The following is a 17,456-nucleotide window of genomic DNA, read 5'->3' as shown; positions in this document are numbered from 1 at the left end:
TCACATATACGAGTAGAACAGGCTGTCGAGCAGGCGCGTCCAACCCTGTACCAGGACGAACAGCAGCAGCTTGAGCGGCAGGGAGATGGTCATCGGCGACACCATCTGCATGCCCAGCGCGAGCAGCAGGTTGGAGACGATCAGGTCAATCACGATGAACGGAATATAGATCAGAAAGCCGATCTGAAACCCGGCCTGCAACTCCGAAAGCACGAACGCCGGAACCGCCAGCAGCAGGTCGTTTTTGGTCGCTTGATCGGCCATGTCCTTGGGCCACATGCGCTGCGTGTTGTCGAGCAAGTGGGCGCTGACATCCGGGTCGGTATTACGGGTCATGAAGCGTTGCAGCGGTTCGATGACCGTCATGGCGCTGGCCTGCAGTTTGTCGCTACTGCCCATCTCCAGCGGGTGGTCATGCACCCGTTGCTGGATGTCGTGGGCCACCGGTGCCATGACGAACATCGTGGCCGCCAGCGCGATGCCGTACATCGCCATGTTCGGTGGCACTTGCTGCACACCGATGGCGTTGCGGGTGATCAACAACGTCATCGCGATTTTCAGAAAGGCCGTGCAGACGATCAGCAAGAACGGAATCAGCGACAAGGCGCCGAGAAACAGCGCCAGCAATACCGGGTTCATCCCGTCCGTGATCATGCGGGCGACGCCATCCGGGTGATTTGCAGGCCCAGCCGCCCCTCGACATCCACCAGTTCGCCCTCGGCCACCACACGCTCGCCGTGACACAGCGTGGCGTGACCTGGCGTGACGCCGCTGACTTCAAGGATGGTGCCGGCAGCGACTCGGCGCAGATCGCCGAGGTTTATCGACAAGACGCCGCAGCGCAGGGTGAGCGCCATGGGTAACTGGTCGAGAGGGTCAAGCGTCAGCGAGGCGTGAATCGTCGCATCATCAGCCCCATCGTCAAGAAGGTACGGCGCGTCGACGGGCTGTTCATCCTCGTGGGCCTGCCAGTCGGATTCGGCGTGCATCCGCTGTGCCGGGTCGTCGTAGCCCTCGTCATCTACCCGCGGCGTTTCGTATTCATCGTCAGGTGACATCTCCAGTGCTTCGTCGTACAGCGTTTCATTGGCCATGTTCCAGGGGTTCCTCGTGACTGAGCTGCACAGACAGTCGCCCTTGGTGACTGTCGGTTTGCACTGCCCACTGCCGGCCGCCCAGTTGCAGGTACCCATTGCCGTCGCTGTCGAAGTGACACAGCGAGGGCAGCAACACATCGCCGGGTTGCAGCGAAGCCAGTTGTGCCAGGGTCAACGACAAGTGTCCGAGTTCAAGCGGTTGAGTGATCAACCACGCTTCATCGAGCGTCTGTCGATGGGCGCGCCAAGGCGCGGACTGCAGCATTCGCAACAGCGTTGCGGCGTCTGCCTGGAACAGTCCATGCAGTGACTGATCCTCCCGTTGCACCTGTATCCGGCACGTCATCACAGCGACAGGCAGTGCAGTGATATCGCTGAGTGGCGCAAGAGGACAAAACAGTTCCGCCACCGCAGGGCTCATTCGCTGATTGAGCACCTGCCAGTACCACGGTTGAAAATCGCCCGCGAGGGTGACGGGCAGTTCACCCAGCAGACTCAACATGGCTTCGGCATCACTCAGCCCGAAGGGCCCCGATGCACTGTTGAACCAATGGAGCCGGGGTTCAGCAACAGGGTCGGCAATGAGAGGGAGCAGGCTCACCGTGCCGTGTTCGCCCTGAACGTTGAAATGCAGGCTGACCCCCAAGCCGAGGCTACGGCTGAGGTGTGCGGTCGTGGAATCGACTTTGCGCAGTGACAGGGCGCTCATGCCGGCAGCGCTTCATGAAAGGACAAGTCGACATCCTGTCCCAAGGCCGCGGCGAGGGCGCCCTCACAGGCACGCTGATGAGGGTTCAGGCGTTTGAGCACGCCCTTCTTCGCGAAGCCCAGTTCGACGCTCCAGTGATTCTCGCGTTTGCTGGCGTTGACCTGCACTTTGCCCAGATAGGGCATCAGCAGCGTGACGTTGAACGGGCCGTCCGGATGCAAGGGGAGGCGCTGCGCGAGCTCGTCGATCAGTTGAGTCGGCACGCCGTCTGCGGGTGGTAGCAGGCTCAGGCCGCTGCCGGAAAACCCTGAGTGATCGGGCTCTTCGCTGACAGTCGGGATGAGTAGCTGTGAGAAGAACAGACCGTCGGCGTTGGTGGTTTCTGGCTGAGTCGACGGTTTCCAGGCCGCACGCACGCGGTCCGTGTCGCCACGCCGCACGCCGAGGGCAGGGCGTGTATCGGTTGAAGTGGACGGTGTGTCTGGCGTCGGCCGTACCTGCGGCTGAGGGTGGGCGCGAGGCGCGGATTGAACGGGCGTGCTCATGGTTCACCTTTTTAGTTGAGGCTTAATCGGGTTCATTGAGGGCTTCAGCCAGGCAGGCCAGCTTTTCCACGGCTCGTTGAGCCGCCTTTGCCGCGTCCCTGGCCTGCACCAGTTGCCGTTGCTGTTCGTCGATGCCCAACCGTTGCCGCTGCACGTCCTGCCGGATATAGGCCAGACGATCGAGCATGCGGTGCTCCTTCTCGTGCCAGCGATCAAGGTCATTCAGCGACATCTGTTTGTTCAGGTGCGCAACGCTCAGCCCCTGTCGCCGCTCGCGCTGGTTGTCGCGCTCTTGCGTCAACGATTCGCGGGTCTGCTGCAAATGCACCTGCATGTCTTCCAGTGCCTTCTGAGCCCGGCGTTGCGCACGCTCGGCGCTGGCCTGTCGGTGCTGTCGCAACGGCGTGAGCACGCTGATGACGTGTTCCAGCATCAGGCGCTGCGGGTCAATGTCGAGCTCTTCTTCCAAGGGCTCACTCCGGCAACTGCGAGGTTAGCTGCATCAACCCGTCGAGGGTGTCCTGCAGCGGCACGGGTTCGCGCAGGTCCTGGCGGAGAAAGGCGTTGATCGGCTCGTTCAATTGCACCGCGCAGTCGGTCACGGGATCCCCTCCGGGCTGGTATTCGCCCAGGCGCAACAGCATCTCCACCTGTCGGTAGGCGGCCATCAGGCGTCTGAGGCGGTTGTTGGCCTGTTGGTGTTCGCGACCGGTGACGTTGCTGAGAATCCGGCTGATGCTGGCCTGCACATCGATAGCGGGGTAATGGCCGCGCTCGGCGAGTTTGCGTGACAGGACGATGTGACCATCGAGCAGCGAACGCACCTCGTCGGCCACCGGGTCGTTCATGGAGTCCTGTTCGATCAGCACGGTATAGAGGGCGGTGATCGAGCCGGTTTCGCTCATCCCGGCGCGCTCCACCAGCCGCGGTAACAAGGTGTACACCGAGGGTGGCAGGCCGCCGCGTCCAAGCGGTTCGCCCGCCGCAATGCCGATTTCGCGCTGGGCGCGGGCAAAACGCGTCAGCGAATCCAGCAGCAACAGCACTTTCATCCCGCGCTCGCGATACGCCTCGGCAATGGCAGTGGCGGTGAAGGCTGCGCGTGCACGTTCCATGCTGGAGCGGTCGGAGGTCGCGCACACCAGCACCGAGCGGCTGCGCAGGGTGGCGTCCAGTTCGTGGTCGAGGAATTCCCGCAGTTCGCGACCCCGCTCGCCGATCAGGCCGAAAACGATAACGTCGCAGGCCATGTTCCGCGCCAGTTCAGCCATCAGCGTGGTCTTGCCGCAACCCGCCCCGGCAAACAGCCCGACCCGTTGGCCTTCACCCAGCAAGATGGCGCTGTCGATGGCACGCACACCGGTTGGCAGGGCATTGGTGATGCGCGGGCGTTGAGTCGGCGGCAGCGCGTCCGCGATGACCGGCAGCGTCACCCGGCGATCGCCGGGGCCGGCGAACGCGCCCTGTGAGTCTCCCAGCAAGGGCCTGCCGAAGCCGTCAAGCACGCTGCCGAGCAGACCGTCGTCAACGCCAATGCGATGCGCCATGCCGAGCGGGCGAATACGGGCCCCGACCTGAATGCCGTCGGGCGTGCCAAGGGCGCTCAGCAACGTGCAGTCACGCGTGAAACCGACGATTTCCGCCAGCATGACACTGCCGTCTGCTTTGCTGACTTCACACAAGTCGCCAACCTTGGCCGCCGGTATCTGGCACTCCAGCAGGATCCCGCTGACAGCACTCACCCGGCCGCTGACCTGCACCGCCGAAAACCCGCTCAAGCGCCGGGCGTGCCCGGTTTTCCATTGATCCAGGGCTGCGTTCACCAGTTCACCTCGTAATGCCGGTCGCCGTCGAACTGGATGCGGTTGTCGTCAATGCGGGTCAGGCGCAGCCCGGCGAGTTCGTCGCCGATGTACAACCGATGGCCGTCAGCAGTGACCAGATGCGCGTTGGGCCCGGACATGATCTGCACGATGGTGAAGGGCAGGCCGCTGCCGGAGGCCGTGACGTTATCGATCAAGGCCACGGGCGAATCGTAGCGGTCCTTGAACCGTTGCAGCATGCGCTGATAGACCAGCTGCGCCTCGGGCTTGAGGTGGCCGCTCAGGGTCAGACCTTCCGGCGTCTGCTGCACGTTCACGTCGCTGAGCAGCCGGTCGCTGAGCATGGTATTGAGCTGGCGGCGGGTGTCGTCGACGCCGGTCAGTGATGTGCGCTTGTGGGGTGCGGCCGGTTTGCGCTGGACGCCGGGTTGCTCGAGCGCGGGCGCGACCGTGGCGACCGCGAGTGAGTCAGTGGCTGTGCTGCTGCGCGTGAGGCTCCACGCGCTGCCCGCAATCCCCAGCAACACGCCGATCACGATGCCGGTGGTGCGATTGAGCACGCGAGCGCGAGATTCGACCTTTTCCAGTGGCGGCGTGCCGGCGACGGGCTCGGGTTCCGGGGCCGGTGGTGGCGTCTGGATCAGCGCAGGCACCGATGGCCATGCGTCCTCGGCGGCGGAGACGCACAGCCACACCGAGCCCAGCACGAACGCGGTGTCGGGCGTGAGTTCGGTGGTTGCGTGGCGATGGCCTTCTTCGTCGCAGACCGCGCCGTCGGCGGCGTCCAGTACCCAGCGGTCGCCTTGTCGTCGAAGACGACAATGCATTTGCTCCACGCCGGGATCGTGCAGCGCCAGGTCCTGTTCTGCATCAGACCCGATCGCCCATTGTTCGCCCACCAGTGGTAGCGCCGCGCCTTGGTGCAGGCCGGTCAATACCCGTAATTCAAACATGCGAGATTCTCCAGGTACTCAAGCGGCGTGCTCGTTATCCAATTCATCGAGATCGTCATTCAGGTCGTCTTCCAGGTCGAACCGGCCCAACACCTTGACCTGTGAGGCATTGTTGATCTCGGCGAAAGACAGGACTGGCACGTGGTAGAACTCTTCCTGCAGCAAGGTCCGCAGCGGGCTGCGCAGGTCCTGTGCGACCAGCAGAACGGCTTGTTCGGCGGCGCGCAGCGGGAAGGCAATGTGCAGTTGTTGCACCAGCAACTGGCTGGTCTCGTTGTCCAGTGCAAAGAAGGTTTCAGTCTGGGTCTGGCGCAGGCCATCGCGCAGGATGCCTTCGCTTTCAGGCGTCAGGACCCAGACCAACAGGCCTTCGGCGCCGCAGTACTGGTGATAGATCTGCGACTTCAGCGCAATGCGCACGTAGTCGGCGAGCACGGTCACTTCACGTTCGTGCTGCCCGTGTTCGATAAGGGTTTCGGCGATCACGCGGATCGCCCGCAGTGGTACGCATTCGGAAGCCAGACGTTGCAAGACCGCCGAGAATCGCGCCAGTGGCAAGACCCGCTGCATTTCCTGAGCGAGTTCCGGTTGCTCGCTTTCGAGCCAGCCCAGGATCGCCTTGGTCTCCTGAAGACCGATGAATTGCGGCCCGCAGGATTGCAGCGCGCGCTCCATGCGCTCGATGATCAAGGTCATGGCATCCACCCGTTCAACGTGCGGGTCCTGCAGTTGCGGCGCATCGGCGGGTAACCACAGCCATTGGCCTTCCTGGCGATCGGTGCTGCCGTACACCGCCGCGTCAGGCGATTGCTCAAGCATGCGTGCGTCCACCGCGACATGGCTCTGGGTAAACGTGGCTTTGAGCAGCGGCACCTCGTACACCGAAAAGCGGAACTCGTCCGGTGGCAGCTGCTCGACCTGTTCGATGATGAACGAGGGCAGGGTCAGGCCGTATTGCACCACCAGCCGGTTGCGTCGTTGCCGGATCTCGCTGACCAGCGCGTCGACGTGCGCCGGGTTCTGACCGGGGTGAAACTGCAGCACGAACTGCCGGCTCGGCGAGAACGTGCGCAGGTCTTCGCGCCCGTTCATTTCAGGCGCTATCACGGTGGCCTGCGCCTGCTCGGCTTTTGGTCTGGCGCGTTGCAACTGCAACAGGCCGCCGCTGCCACAGATGATCGCGATGACGATGAAAACCGCCGTTGGCATGCCGGGCAGGGCGGCGAACCCGAGCATCGCCACCGCCGCGATGATCCAGGCCTTGGGCTGACTGGTGATCTGCTCGGCAATTTGCCGGCCGATATTGGCCTCGGCCCTGTCTTCATCGGGCACGCGGGTGATGATCATGCCGCAGGTCACGGAGATCAGCAGTGCGGGAATCTGCGCGATCAGGCCGTCGCCGATGGTCAACACGGTGTAGACCTGCAAGGCATCGCCTGCGCTCATGTTGTGCTGCACCACACCGATGGCGATGCCGCCGATCATGTTGATGGCGACGATGATCAGGCTGGCGATGGCGTCACCGTTGACGAACTTCATCGCACCGTCCATGGCACCGAAGAGCTGGCTTTCCTTGCCCAGTTCGGCCCGCCGCTTGCGCGCCTCGAACACACTGATCAGGTTGGCCCGCAAGTCGCTGTCGATCGACATCTGTTTGCCGGGCATGGCGTCGAGGGTGAAGCGCGCCCCGACTTCGGCCACCCGTTCCGAGCCCTTGGTGATCACCAGAAAGTTGACCACGGTGAGGATCAGGAAGATCACCATGCCCACGGCCAGGTTGCCGCCCACCACGAACTGACCGAAGGCCTCGACGATGTGCCCGGCGTCCTGGTTCAACAGAATCAGGCGCGTGGTGGAAATCGACAGGGCCAGGCGGAACATAGTGGTCAATAACAGCACCGCCGGAAACGTGGAGAACGCCAGCGGCCGTGGCAGGTGCATGGCGAGCATGATCAGCAGGCAGGAAATACAGATGTTGATGGCGATCAATACATCCACCAGCCCCGTGGGCAGGGGCGTGATCATCATGAACACGATGGCGATGACCACGAACGCACCGACGATTTCCGAGCGACGCATCGCCGCCAGGGCGAGTTGGTTGAGCAGGTTGATGACACGATCCATCAGGCAAGGCCCCCCTGGAGCTGGTTCTGTTCCTGCCGAGTCAGTTCGGCCATGAGGATGAGCAGGTTGCCCAGTGCGGTTTGACGGCTTTTCATGTCGCGCCAGAGCAGAATCGGCAGTTGTTGCAGCATCGGGCGCAGGCCGTTGAGAAAGGCCAGCTGATGTTTGAGGTGCTTGCCGCCGATGTGTTGGGTCAGCTGCAGTGTTTCATTGAGGCTCATGCCTTTGCCCGACAGCGCCAGCAGATGCTTGAGGAAGGCCGCCGAGTCGACTTGCAGCCCGGGGTTCTTGTTGCGCATGCGGCCCAGCAGGTGTTCGCAGCCTTGCAGCAATGTCGCGACATGGCGCGCGGTATTCAGGCCATGCATCAAGGTGCGCAATTGCTGGTGGGAGGTTGAGGGTGTCAGGGCCGATAAATCGTCGGCAATGGCGCTGCGCATGTCGCGCAAGTTGAGCTCGAATTCACCGGCCTCTTCTTGCTCACTCAGGAGAGCATCGATCAGCCCCGTGATGTTCTGCTGACCTGAGACTGCGACCCCATAGAGGTTACGCAGGGCGCCACGGCGTTTGCTGTCGGTACCGGACTTGGCGAATGCCTTCGCACTGTTGATGCCCGCGCGGGCGCGTTGGCCGTATTGGCGGCGCAGCAGTTTGAGTTGCTGGGTCAGCACGACATGCTCACCCGTGGCGCCGTCGGCCTGCGCCTGCTTTCGCGCGGCCTGCAAGACCACCTGGGCTTTGGCCGGGTCCCCGCCTGCGAAACTCAACACCTGCGCGAGGCTGGCTGCACGTTGCTTTTGCAACTGCTTGCGCAGGTTGCGCGCTGCGTCGTCGAGGCCCGTGTCCTGACTCCCCATCAGCAGCGAATACAGCTCGCCCAGCTTCACCGCGCGCGATTGCAGCGCATTGCTGCTGGCAATCAATTCGCGCTGGCTCAGCCCACGGCTTTGTTGCACCAGCGCAGCGGCAAATCGGGAGACCTGTTGCGGCGACGTCCCGCCCATGTTCGGGGTGTTCGTGCGCAGCGCCGTGACCTGCGAAGACGCGTTGCTCGCGGCAGCGGGGGCAGGGGTGTGCAACGCAGGTGGCGCAGAGGGGGCGGCGATCTTCATGGGCAGGTTCTGAGCGTGGTCATGCGCTCTGAGTGGGTCGTCCTGCCCGCCCGGTTCCATTCACCGGGCAATCGATCACTTTGTGCCAAAACCTGTAAGGGAATCAGCGCACTCGCGCAAGATTTTGCACGGCGTGAAAAGCCAGCTATTTATTTATCTATATATATCAGCAGGTTGCGATATTTATTTGAGTGGCATGCATATCGCTATAGGGCTAACACACTCCAAACAAGGAAGAGCCCTGATGTTTCCCAGCCTCTCGATACTCGATATTGATTCCCCGACTCGTCGTCAGCCATCAACCGGCATTCGTCAGTTGAGCAGCGATCAGGTGAAGATGATTCGTGCGTTCATTCAGAAGCGCGTCATGAACCCGGACGACGCCGACGACATCCTTCAATGCACCTTTCTCGAGGCGCTGCGCAGTGAGCACAAATTCCAGAATGCGAGCAAACCGCAGACATGGCTGTGCGGCATCGCGTTGAACTTGATCCGCAATCATTTCCGCAAAATGTATCGTCAGCCGTATCAGGAAAGCTGGGAAGACCACGCCCATACCGAAATTGAGGCGCAAGGCGATATCGGCCACCAGGTTGACGGCCATCGGCAATTGGTGCGCGTCGTCAAAGCGATCGGCACGCTGCCTTCGAACATGCAGCGAGTGATCGAGGTGTCACTGGAAATGGACGGCAATTATCAAGAGACGGCTACGTCGCTGGGGGTGCCGATCGGCACGGTGCGTTCGCGTCTGTCTCGGGCGAGGGAGCAACTGAAGCGGCAAATGGACCCGTTCGCCTGAAGCCGGCCGACGTGCGCCGAGCACAGCTCAAACGGCACAGGCCGTTTCAGATGTGCTCGGAGACGGTGGCGGCATTGACCAGGTCGTACAGGGCGAAGGCGCGGTTGACCAGGAACACGGTGACGGCGGTGAGGGCGACGGCGTTGATCAGATGGATAGTCATGGTCGTGAGTCCTTCAAGTGAAGAGTGGGGTGGTAAGTGATGGGGCGATGTTACGTGACGGCCCGCAAACCTGAAGACAATCGTCTTCATGGTCTTCATTAACCAGAATGATGGAGGCGTTGCAGTGCTCTGGCGCGGTGGTTTCGCAGGCACTGCATCTGCGACAGGGCACTGCCGGCAGTCTCAAGATGGACATAGATCGAAACATTGAGCGGAACCGCCCGCCGTCAACGACCACACAGTTGCCATCCTTCATTCCCGGATGGCGACCCCCATGCGTATTTCGAACAGTCCCTACAGCGGTATCGCGCCTCAACCCGACAGCGGTGATTCGATCCAGCACTCGACCCTCGGCAACGCAGCCCTCAACGCACCCAAGATGCTGCTGGCCCAGGGCGGAGCCGCCAACCCCAATGTGCAGTTCGGCGCCACCGGCACGCCACCGCAGAGCCCGGCCCAGTCCACGGATACGCAGTTGCTGTCGCTGCTGATTCAATTGTTCAAGGGCAACGCCCAGACACAACCCGGCACGGAGGCCCCTGGCAACCAGACGTTGCCTGCGAAGACGCCCGCTCAGGGCACAACAACGCCGGGACAACCCAGCACCGTCAACGATGTGAGCGCAGCCACACCGGCCGACGCGAGCAAACCCGCCGATGCCACACAGCCTGCTGGCGCACCCAAAGCCTCAGAGGCCAGTTTTCTGGATGACTCGAAGTACTCCTCGCCCAAGGAACTGGAGCGTTGGGCACCCATGGTCGCGAATCTGCCGCCTGACCAGCGAGAACAGGCCGCCAAGGAGCTCAACCGACCCATCGCCGCTGCACGCATGGCGGCGCAGGGAGGCTCCGATGGGGCCAAGGCGATGGACTTCATCAACGCCAACCCGGCATTGAAAACCGCCGTCGACACCGGAAAACATGGCGGCAAGGCCGATGGCAAGATCACCGACGGCGACCTCAATGCGTTCGCCAAAAACATGCAGAAAGCCGCCGACAGCGCAGACAAAGACGTCGCCAAGTATCAGAAAGATCATCCCGACGCTGATCCCCAGTCGCTGGAACTGGTGCGCAGCGCAGCGTTGATGCGCGCCAATGAACCGTTGACCAAAGCGGCCGATCCGAAACATGCGCAGGGCGCTGACGGCAAGACGAAAGTCGATGGGCTCACCAGTGCCGATGGCCTCAAGGCGATCCAGGACGACAACCCCGGGTTGGCAGGCGCGCTCAGGCAGTCGGCAAAAACCTGGTCGCAACCCGGCTTCCTGACGCAAATTGACCAAGGCGGTCTCGAGGGGCGCTCTCTTGCCGCTCACAGCCCGGACAAACTGTTCAGCGCCAGTAATATCAGCGACTGGATCAAGAAGCAGGCGCCCACCAACGGAGGCGAATTCGCCAGTGTGCTCAGCGACGCAGCCACGCTGAATTCGGTCGCCAACACCGACATCAGCAAATTGGACAAGGATGTGTTCGACCATTCCTCGGCCTACACCGGCGAGCAGAAAGCCGCGGTGATGGTCAAGTTGCAACAGACCCGGCAGAGCGTGGTGGCCGGTCATGATCTGCGCAAGACCGAGAAAACCGAAGATGCGCTTAACGAAAAAATCGGCCAGTTGCAAGCCGATCCTGACGTCCAGGCGTTTCTCGACAAACAGATTCCCCAGCAGTCGCGTGCACTGGTCGGCAGCACGCCGCAGTTGCAAAAAGCCGTCAACGAGCAGATGCAAAAGGTCAACAGTGGCCAGGCCTTGCAGACTGACATGGCCGCCGCCGACAAGGCGACCAGCAAAGACAAGCCGAACGCGGATTACAGCAGCGCAATCGGTGGGTTGTCGGCGCAATTGCAGATGCAGAAAGACCTGCTGGGCGACGACGCGAAAGTCCCGACCGCCGACCAGGTGCTCGGCAATCGGCCTGATCTTCAGGGACAGTTGCAGGACTCGTACGTGCGCAACTTCAGCGAAGGCGGCGCGGTAAAGCAGTTGCTCAATCAGAAAAAAGCCGACGCCGCCGACGCCCTCAACGCTGCCGACGCACAGAAGGCGGCCTACGACAGCGTCCTGCCCCAAGGCTTTGTCCAGAGGCAGCAAGCGCACTACGTCGATGCGACGCTCGCGCAACTGCAGGCGTCCAAAAGCGGACGCAAGCTGCTTGACGACGCCCAAGGCGACAAGGATCACGCGCCTTCGATGGCCCTGCAGGTCGCCGCGCAAATGGGGCCAGGGGCGTTGCGCTCGGTCGCCGGTTTCGCTTCGGTTTCGGACATGCTCGCCCGTGGCGACAAAACCGATGCGGCCAAAACCATTTACGACAGCACCAAATCCGGCTTGTCGGCGGCCAAGCAAGGTTATGACGCTGTGGCCAAATCCGCCGGCCGCGCGGGGCTGGGTGAAGTGGCCGCAAAAGTCGGTGGTCGAGTGGCGGGCATGGTCGCCGGTGAAGCGGTCGGTATGGCGGCAGGCGCCGCGATCGGCGCCTCTATCCCGGTAGTGGGCTGGATCGCCGACGCCGCCATGAGCCTGGGTTTCGGTATCTCCGCGATCATCGAAGCGGTGAAGAAACACAAAGCGCAGAAAGCCTTCGACCACAACGTCGACCCGACGCTTGAGCAGTTCGGCATTCCCAAGGCGCATTGATGGGGGGCGTGCAGATACGGTTCTCCACTTGCAACACGCTGATTCATAACCCTGACCTGAAAGAGGTAAACGATCATGAGTATCGGTGTTTCGTCGCTTCGCCCGTTACAGGATCCGAATGCCATGCCCACGGACTTCTCGTCCCTGAGCGGCAAACATGGGCAGCCAAGTGCACTGAGCGGTGGCGGCGGCCAACACTCTATTGACCCAAGCACGTTGCTCTTCGCCAACCCCACCCAGTCCCAGGTCAACTTCGCGCCGCCCAACAGTCAGGATCCCCAGGCCAACGCGGCCAGCCCGCTGGCGGGGAATAACAGCCAGACTGGCATGGTTCAACAGATCATGAGTCTGTTGATGGCGCTGTTGCAGATGCTCACGCAGAACAACAGCAATCAGCCCAATCCCCAAAATCTGGCGGCTCAAGGCGGTGGTGGCAACGGTGGCGTTGATGGCGCGGGCGGCGGTGGCGGCAATGGCGGGAGCGGGGGCGTAGGCGCTCCGTCCAGCAACGCCGCCAGCGCGGTCCCGGGTGATACGTCGCTCTCGGGGTCGGGCGATCTGCATTTGCCGAAGCAATTGGAGCCGTACCGCTCCGACATCATGGATGCCTCCAAGGCGACCGGCGTACCACCGAGCATTATTGCCGGACAGATCTGGGCCGAATCACGCGGGCAATTGGGTCAGGACACCACCAACGTCAACGGCAAGACCGATGCCGGCCTGATGCAGGTCAACGCCGACACCTTTGCGGGTCTCAAGAAAGAAAATCCTGAGCTGCTCGGCAACGCTGACGTGAACAACGCCCACGACAACATCATGGCGGGCGCCTTGTACATGCGTGATCAACAGAAAGCCTTTGGCGATTGGGGGTCAGCGCTGCGGGCCTATAACTCGGGGCCTGACAAAGTCAGCAGCAACCTCTCCGACGCAGGCGGCGTAGGCGATCCCCAGTACGTGGATAACGTCATGAATTTCGCAAAAATCATCGAGAGCGGTCAGGGGCAATTGCCGGGCTGATCGATTCACTGCCTTGAAGCCGTCTGACGTCGCGTTCAGCCTGTGCGCTGAGTACAACGTTACGACGGCTTCAAGTTTTCGGCCGTCTCCATTCCATGCCCTATTGTTGCCCGCTGCCGCGTGTTCAACGCCTAGCTCCGAATCCCGACAGGTTTTTATAAAATTCTTCACGAATCAAGTACTTGCCACTGACGTGTGACGGCCCTTCGTTTAGTTGGTTCTGTCATGCCCTTATTCGGTGCGATATCGCAGGTTTCCGTTTCCCCGCTCCGATGTTCTCTTACTCGTCATTCCATACTTTGGTGTTATTGGCTGAACTTGCCTGATCGTGCTTTTATTGATAACTGGCGAACTAATAACCCGGCGCTGGATCGAACTGGAAAGGATATGATCAGCAGCCATCCGGCGGATCGTCCTGTAAAGACGGGCGTGACGGCCCGACGAGGACTATCCTGTTCTGAAGGCGTGATCGCTGTTTTTATTTAACCGTTCGGTTCAACTGGATTGGGTGACTGTCTCGTTAAGCAGGCAGTTGAGCCTTTTTCGGCGTTCTTCATTAAAAGAGTAAGTTATGGAAGGTCCAGGAAGACAACAGTGCCGAGGTAGGCAACCATCCGAGCATCTTGCTCACATCAACCGACATGACACTTGGAGCAATCGGTTATGAAGAGACAAATGATTTGGGGCCTGACGGTTTCCGTGCTGGCCTTGGGCGTGTCGGCTGCGTATGCAGCCTCAGATGTGAACGAGGGCAAGACGGTTGCGGAATACGGTTCCGAGAAAGTCGGCCCTAATAGAACAGCCTCAGATGGCGCGGATCATGTCGGGGCAAACGCGACAGCCGCCGATGGCGCTGACCACGTAGGTGCCAGCAAACTCGCCTCAGATGGCGCAGACCGTGTGGGGGCTAATCGTGTGGCAGCCGACGGCGCCGATCATGTTGGCGCCAATGCCACAGCATCTGACGGCGCGGATCATGTGGGTGCCGCGAAACTCGCCGCCGACGGCGCAGACCGCGTTGGCGCTAACCGTGTCGCAGCTGACGGCGCAGATCGCGTTGGCGCTAACCGTGTAGCGGCTGATGGCGCAGACCGCGTTGGCGCTAACCGTGTTGCGGCCGATGGTGCAGATCGTGTCGGTGCCAACCGTGTAGCGGCCGATGGCGCAGACCGCGTTGGCGCTAACCGTGTCGCAGCTGACGGTGCAGACCGTGTTGGCGCTAACCGTGTTGCGGCCGACGGTGCAGACCGTGTTGGCGCCAACCGTGTAGCGGCCGATGGCGCAGACCGCGTTGGCGCTAACCGTGTAGCGGCCGATGGCGCAGATCGCGTGGGCGCTAACCGTGTCGCAGCTGACGGCGCAGATCGTGTCGGCGCTAACCGTGTGGCGGCCGACGGCGCAGACCGTGTCGGCGCTAATCGTGTCGCGGCAGATGGTGCCGATCACGTCGGCGCCAATGCGGTTGCCGCCAACGGCAAGCCTGAGCGCGGGCTGGCGTCTGACGGTTCCGACAAGGTCGGTGCCGGGCGTACCGCAGCCAGTCCGCTGGACCACATGAACTTCCGTGAAGTGGCAGGTGAGATGGACTACGACCGACTCACCAAATAGCAACACCTGAAGCGATCACCCTTCGCAGGGTGATCGCTTTTTCTTTGCCTGGCATTTTCGACGTCATAAGTAATGGTAGCGGGCTCAATACTGCTCGATGTCGTTATAAACAGTCATGTATTAACGGTGCGCACCTGCAGTGCAGTGATGTGCGCACGCCAATTAAAGCGTCGCCATCATTTGCAACAACAGTCTGTTGCTCGGAATGAAACAATCTTCTTATATCAACGCCGCTAATGTGTCTTATCGACCGTAAATATTTACCCTCTCGAGAACAATGGTGAAGAATCAGCCCCAAGCAAACGAACATACGCTTTGCTTACTTAAGAATCACACCCACTTCTGGAGATTTAAAATGAAAACTTTAGCCTTCGCAGCCTTGTCCGTCTTCACTGCATTCGCTTCCGTAAGTGCCTTCGCTGACACCCAGTCCAGCGCACAGCCTCTGACTCAGGTTGAGCAGTACAACCGTCACAAAGGCATCGACGTTGCCAAGGTCACCAGCGTTAAAACCGCTCAAGACCCTGAAAAAGTCGACGGCCTGGTTAAATCCACCATGATCTACGTGGACGGTTCGGGCGTCACTCACAGCCTGGAATACACCACCATGGGTTACGGCCGTCAGAACGGCTAAACGATCTGGTAGTGATTTATGCTGATAGCCGCACACAAAAACGCTGCATTTAATGCAGCGTTTTTTTATGCCCGCGCAATCGCTGAGACTTCAACGGTATAGGTGAAAGATCCGGTCTCCACTCTTGAGTCTGAGAGAGTAAAGGTGCCTCAGATGATCAACTGGGCGCAGTCGGGATGACAATCTTCCTTGCAGGATCGCAGGCGGTGCCAATCTGTAGGCTCTGGTCGATGTAAGGTGCCCCGGTCCTGTCCTTATTCAACAGATAGAACACTTCAAACAGGTACTGCTCATTTTTGTACGTTGCACACCGATAGGACGTATTGGGCGGGAACAATGTCTGTATGTCCGATAGCGTCGTTCCACCCTCGACGCCGATGAGTGCTCCGAACGCATGTTCATCAAAGGTCGCGAATGTTCGAAGATTGATGAAGTCTTTAAAGTAGTCCAGCGAGGAACCTCCATAGCAAGTGCCGTGTTTCTGCCATTCGTGCTTCATCAATCCTTCCGGGTTGTCAGTCACGATTTGAGTGAATCCCGGAATAGCTTTCGCGTCGGCAATGTTCGCCTCTGTGAGTGCGCAGGCTGTGTCTTGCGTACAGCCGATTGATTGGGTACATGAATCTGGATGTCGGTTCTGGCTGGAAGGGGTTGTCTTCAGATAAGGCCAGATGCCGTGTGTGTAAAACTCGGACCTGGGTGTCGTCTTGCAGGCATTTAGCAGGCAGTAGGTTGGCTGCCAGGTCATGGCGTAGACAAGATAATCGTAGTGGTCGGCACCGCTTTCGAGAATCGGTGTTTCCTCATTCACGTCGAGCGCGAAGGCCGTGGCCGAAAAGGATAGCCCCATGCCAAAAGCCCCCAGCATTGTCTTCAGCTTCATCGTCCGCTTCCTCGCGTCATTCCAGTCCGTGATTCAGCCTACCCCTGATCACTGAAGGGCGAACCTGTCAAAAATGACAGTCCGTTAGGCTATATGGCGATAAGCCGTCGCGATTACCGGTAGGCAGCGTGCAGAGGCTGCTGCGTTCTGATACGGCGAAGATGAGTGCGTTCTGCTCCGTGCAAAATCCCGTGATCGAGCGCATTCTGGTGGCATCGCTTTCACGAGGTCTCCCCATGTTCACTAAAACCTTTGCTGCCGTTGCACGTGTCAGTCGCGCTGCGCGTTTGATGTTGGGCATGCCCGACTACGACGGGTACCTTGCGTTCATGGCCACGCATCACCCGGATGAGCCCGTGATGGCTTACGAAGCGTTCTTCCGTGAACGCGAGAAGGCCCGTTACAGTCAGCGCCAATGCAATGCGCGTTGCTGCTGAGGACCGGACGTCAAGCCGGGATTGATGGAGGGACGGGCGGTGATGTTTCGTGTACGGCCGTCTGCACCAGATCGATGAAGGCATTCAATGCGGGTGAGCGTACGCCGCGCCTCCACGTCAGCCAGATATTCAGGTAACGAAACGCTTCGCTTAACGGGTACGCGTTCACATTGCGGCTGCCCGGCATGCTTTCCAGCATGCTGCGCGGGATCATCGCCACACCGGCGCCGGCGGTCACGCAGGCGAGCATGCCGTGATAGGACTCCATCTCGAAGATCTTGCCCGGTGTTGCCAGGTCCGCTTTGAACCAGGCTTCGAAATGGCGTCTGTAGGAGCAGTTCTGGCGAAACGCATAGACCGTCTTGCTGCTCACATCCCGCGCACGCGTCACCGGTTCATGGCTTGCGGCCGTGATCAGCAGCATTTCCTCCTCGAACAATTCGATTCCTTCCAGCTCCGGATGCCGCAACGGTCCGTCGACGAACGCCGCGCTGAGCCGACCTGACAGCACGCCGTCGATCATGTCGCCTGAAGGTCCGGTCGACAGGTCCAGTTCGACCTTCGGATAACGCTGATGAAACTCAGCCAGCAGGGAAGGGATACGCACCGCTGCCGTACTTTCCATCGAACCCAGCGAAAACACACCTTGCGGCTCCGAACCTGAGGTCGCCTGTCTGGCTTCGTCGACCAGTTCCAGAATGCGCCGCGCGTAATCGAGAAACGTCCAGCCGGTGGGCGAGAGCCGCAAGCGCAGCTTCTCTCGAATGAACAGATCGACGCCCAGTTCCTGCTCCAGTTGCTTGATGCGCGTGGTCAGGTTCGAAGGCACGCGGTGCAAACGCTGCGCGGCGGCGGTGATGCTGCCTTCTTCGGCGATGGCCTTGAACAGCTCGAGTTGGGTCAGGTCCATAAGAGAA

Annotated in this window: 17 protein-coding genes; 6 read left to right on the top strand and 11 right to left on the bottom strand. The window is 60.6% G+C overall.

The features are described from left to right. From sctR to sctW, 9 genes are read right to left on the bottom strand one after another with little or no spacing between them, the layout of a single operon-like run. Positions 1–654, bottom strand: a complete 654-nt coding sequence (sctR, locus tag BLS87_RS06805; RefSeq protein WP_074751309.1) for a type III secretion system export apparatus subunit SctR — start codon at positions 652–654, stop codon at positions 1–3. Beyond that, on the bottom strand, positions 651–1,058 hold the full coding sequence (locus BLS87_RS06800) for a FliM/FliN family flagellar motor switch protein (RefSeq protein ID WP_425262202.1): 408 nt from the start codon (positions 1,056–1,058) through the stop codon (positions 651–653). The genes sctR and BLS87_RS06800 overlap by 4 nt, the downstream gene beginning before the upstream one ends. A gap of 25 nt (positions 1,059–1,083) precedes the next feature. Beyond that, the gene (locus tag BLS87_RS06795; protein ID WP_074751306.1) at positions 1,084–1,806 is read right to left on the bottom strand and encodes a hypothetical protein; all 723 of its coding nucleotides are present in this window, start codon (positions 1,804–1,806) and stop codon (positions 1,084–1,086) included. Then, a complete protein-coding gene (locus tag BLS87_RS06790) occupies positions 1,803–2,351 on the bottom strand; it encodes a type III secretion system HrpP C-terminal domain-containing protein (RefSeq protein WP_074751304.1) in 549 nt (182 codons plus the stop codon). Before BLS87_RS06790 ends, BLS87_RS06795 begins: the two co-directional genes overlap by 4 nt. 22 nt (positions 2,352–2,373) lie before the next feature. Further along, on the bottom strand, positions 2,374–2,820 hold the full coding sequence (gene sctO, locus BLS87_RS06785) for a type III secretion system stalk subunit SctO (RefSeq protein WP_074751302.1): 447 nt from the start codon (positions 2,818–2,820) through the stop codon (positions 2,374–2,376). 4 nt (positions 2,821–2,824) lie between these two features. Then, entirely contained in the window at positions 2,825–4,174 is a 1,350-nt protein-coding gene (locus tag BLS87_RS06780) for a FliI/YscN family ATPase (RefSeq protein WP_074751301.1), read from the bottom strand. Beyond that, the gene (sctD, locus tag BLS87_RS06775; RefSeq protein WP_074751299.1) at positions 4,171–5,127 is read right to left on the bottom strand and encodes a type III secretion system inner membrane ring subunit SctD; all 957 of its coding nucleotides are present in this window, start codon (positions 5,125–5,127) and stop codon (positions 4,171–4,173) included. The genes BLS87_RS06780 and sctD overlap by 4 nt, the downstream gene beginning before the upstream one ends. 18 nt (positions 5,128–5,145) lie before the next feature. Then, positions 5,146–7,251: a type III secretion system export apparatus subunit SctV gene (sctV, locus tag BLS87_RS06770; RefSeq protein ID WP_074751297.1), complete on the bottom strand. Its 2,106-nt coding sequence runs from the start codon at positions 7,249–7,251 to the stop codon at positions 5,146–5,148. Further along, a complete protein-coding gene (gene sctW, locus BLS87_RS06765) occupies positions 7,251–8,363 on the bottom strand; it encodes a type III secretion system gatekeeper subunit SctW (RefSeq protein ID WP_074751424.1) in 1,113 nt (370 codons plus the stop codon). The genes sctV and sctW overlap by 1 nt, the downstream gene beginning before the upstream one ends. Before the next feature lie 244 nt (positions 8,364–8,607). On the opposite strand from sctW, the gene BLS87_RS06760 reads away from it, so the two are divergent. The 5 genes from BLS87_RS06760 to BLS87_RS06740 all read left to right on the top strand — a co-directional run bounded on the left by BLS87_RS06760 (position 8,608) and on the right by BLS87_RS06740 (position 15,219). Beyond that, entirely contained in the window at positions 8,608–9,162 is a 555-nt protein-coding gene (locus BLS87_RS06760) for an RNA polymerase sigma factor (RefSeq protein WP_074751295.1), read from the top strand. A gap of 437 nt (positions 9,163–9,599) precedes the next feature. Continuing rightward, a complete protein-coding gene (locus BLS87_RS06755; protein ID WP_074751292.1) occupies positions 9,600–11,960 on the top strand; it encodes a type III effector HrpK domain-containing protein in 2,361 nt (786 codons plus the stop codon). A 123-nt stretch (positions 11,961–12,083) separates the two neighbouring features. Continuing rightward, a complete protein-coding gene (locus tag BLS87_RS06750) occupies positions 12,084–12,977 on the top strand; it encodes a lytic transglycosylase domain-containing protein (RefSeq protein ID WP_482211656.1) in 894 nt (297 codons plus the stop codon). A 663-nt stretch (positions 12,978–13,640) separates the two neighbouring features. Continuing rightward, positions 13,641–14,585 (top strand): hypothetical protein, encoded by a 945-nt coding sequence (locus BLS87_RS35470; RefSeq protein ID WP_482211655.1) that lies wholly within the window; start codon positions 13,641–13,643, stop codon positions 14,583–14,585. Positions 14,586–14,940: 355 nt separating this feature from the next. Continuing rightward, positions 14,941–15,219: a DUF2790 domain-containing protein gene (locus tag BLS87_RS06740; RefSeq protein WP_074751291.1), complete on the top strand. Its 279-nt coding sequence runs from the start codon at positions 14,941–14,943 to the stop codon at positions 15,217–15,219. A 157-nt stretch (positions 15,220–15,376) separates the two neighbouring features. Here BLS87_RS06740 and BLS87_RS06735 read toward each other — a convergent pair whose 3' ends face one another. Next, on the bottom strand, positions 15,377–16,102 hold the full coding sequence (locus BLS87_RS06735; protein WP_074751289.1) for a ribonuclease T2 family protein: 726 nt from the start codon (positions 16,100–16,102) through the stop codon (positions 15,377–15,379). A gap of 236 nt (positions 16,103–16,338) precedes the next feature. Between BLS87_RS06735 and BLS87_RS06730 the strand changes: the two genes are divergently transcribed. Further along, a complete protein-coding gene (locus BLS87_RS06730) occupies positions 16,339–16,539 on the top strand; it encodes a YbdD/YjiX family protein (RefSeq protein WP_074751286.1) in 201 nt (66 codons plus the stop codon). Between the two features lie 10 nt (positions 16,540–16,549). On the opposite strand, the gene ptrR is transcribed toward BLS87_RS06730, so the two are convergent. Then, positions 16,550–17,449 (bottom strand): putrescine utilization regulator PtrR, encoded by a 900-nt coding sequence (gene ptrR, locus BLS87_RS06725; protein WP_074751284.1) that lies wholly within the window; start codon positions 17,447–17,449, stop codon positions 16,550–16,552. Between the last annotated feature and the right edge of the window lie 7 nt (positions 17,450–17,456).

It is taken from the genome of Pseudomonas abietaniphila (assembly GCF_900100795.1).
GTDB lineage: Bacteria > Pseudomonadota > Gammaproteobacteria > Pseudomonadales > Pseudomonadaceae > Aquipseudomonas > Aquipseudomonas abietaniphila.
Note: the sequence above shows the minus strand (reverse complement) of the source record. Positions and strands in the feature narration are given on the sequence as shown.

Excerpts from the sequence above, each read along its gene's own strand:
- ptrR (WP_074751284.1), bottom strand. The coding sequence starts at position 17,449 with ATGGACCTGACCCAACTCGAGCTGTTCAAGGCCATCGCCGAAGAAGGC.
- sctR (WP_074751309.1), bottom strand. The coding sequence starts at position 654 with ATGATCACGGACGGGATGAACCCGGTATTGCTGGCGCTGTTTCTCGGC.
- sctW (WP_074751424.1), bottom strand. The coding sequence starts at position 8,363 with ATGAAGATCGCCGCCCCCTCTGCGCCACCTGCGTTGCACACCCCTGCC.
- BLS87_RS06750 (WP_482211656.1), top strand. The coding sequence starts at position 12,084 with ATGCCCACGGACTTCTCGTCCCTGAGCGGCAAACATGGGCAGCCAAGT.
- BLS87_RS06740 (WP_074751291.1), top strand. The coding sequence starts at position 14,941 with ATGAAAACTTTAGCCTTCGCAGCCTTGTCCGTCTTCACTGCATTCGCT.
- BLS87_RS06735 (WP_074751289.1), bottom strand. The coding sequence starts at position 16,102 with ATGAAGCTGAAGACAATGCTGGGGGCTTTTGGCATGGGGCTATCCTTT.
- BLS87_RS06795 (WP_074751306.1), bottom strand. The coding sequence starts at position 1,806 with ATGAGCGCCCTGTCACTGCGCAAAGTCGATTCCACGACCGCACACCTC.
- BLS87_RS06730 (WP_074751286.1), top strand. The coding sequence starts at position 16,339 with ATGTTCACTAAAACCTTTGCTGCCGTTGCACGTGTCAGTCGCGCTGCG.
- BLS87_RS06755 (WP_074751292.1), top strand. The coding sequence starts at position 9,600 with ATGCGTATTTCGAACAGTCCCTACAGCGGTATCGCGCCTCAACCCGAC.
- sctD (WP_074751299.1), bottom strand. The coding sequence starts at position 5,127 with ATGTTTGAATTACGGGTATTGACCGGCCTGCACCAAGGCGCGGCGCTA.
- BLS87_RS06760 (WP_074751295.1), top strand. The coding sequence starts at position 8,608 with ATGTTTCCCAGCCTCTCGATACTCGATATTGATTCCCCGACTCGTCGT.
- sctV (WP_074751297.1), bottom strand. The coding sequence starts at position 7,251 with ATGGATCGTGTCATCAACCTGCTCAACCAACTCGCCCTGGCGGCGATG.
- BLS87_RS06790 (WP_074751304.1), bottom strand. The coding sequence starts at position 2,351 with ATGAGCACGCCCGTTCAATCCGCGCCTCGCGCCCACCCTCAGCCGCAG.
- BLS87_RS06800 (WP_425262202.1), bottom strand. The coding sequence starts at position 1,058 with ATGTCACCTGACGATGAATACGAAACGCCGCGGGTAGATGACGAGGGC.
- BLS87_RS35470 (WP_482211655.1), top strand. The coding sequence starts at position 13,641 with ATGAAGAGACAAATGATTTGGGGCCTGACGGTTTCCGTGCTGGCCTTG.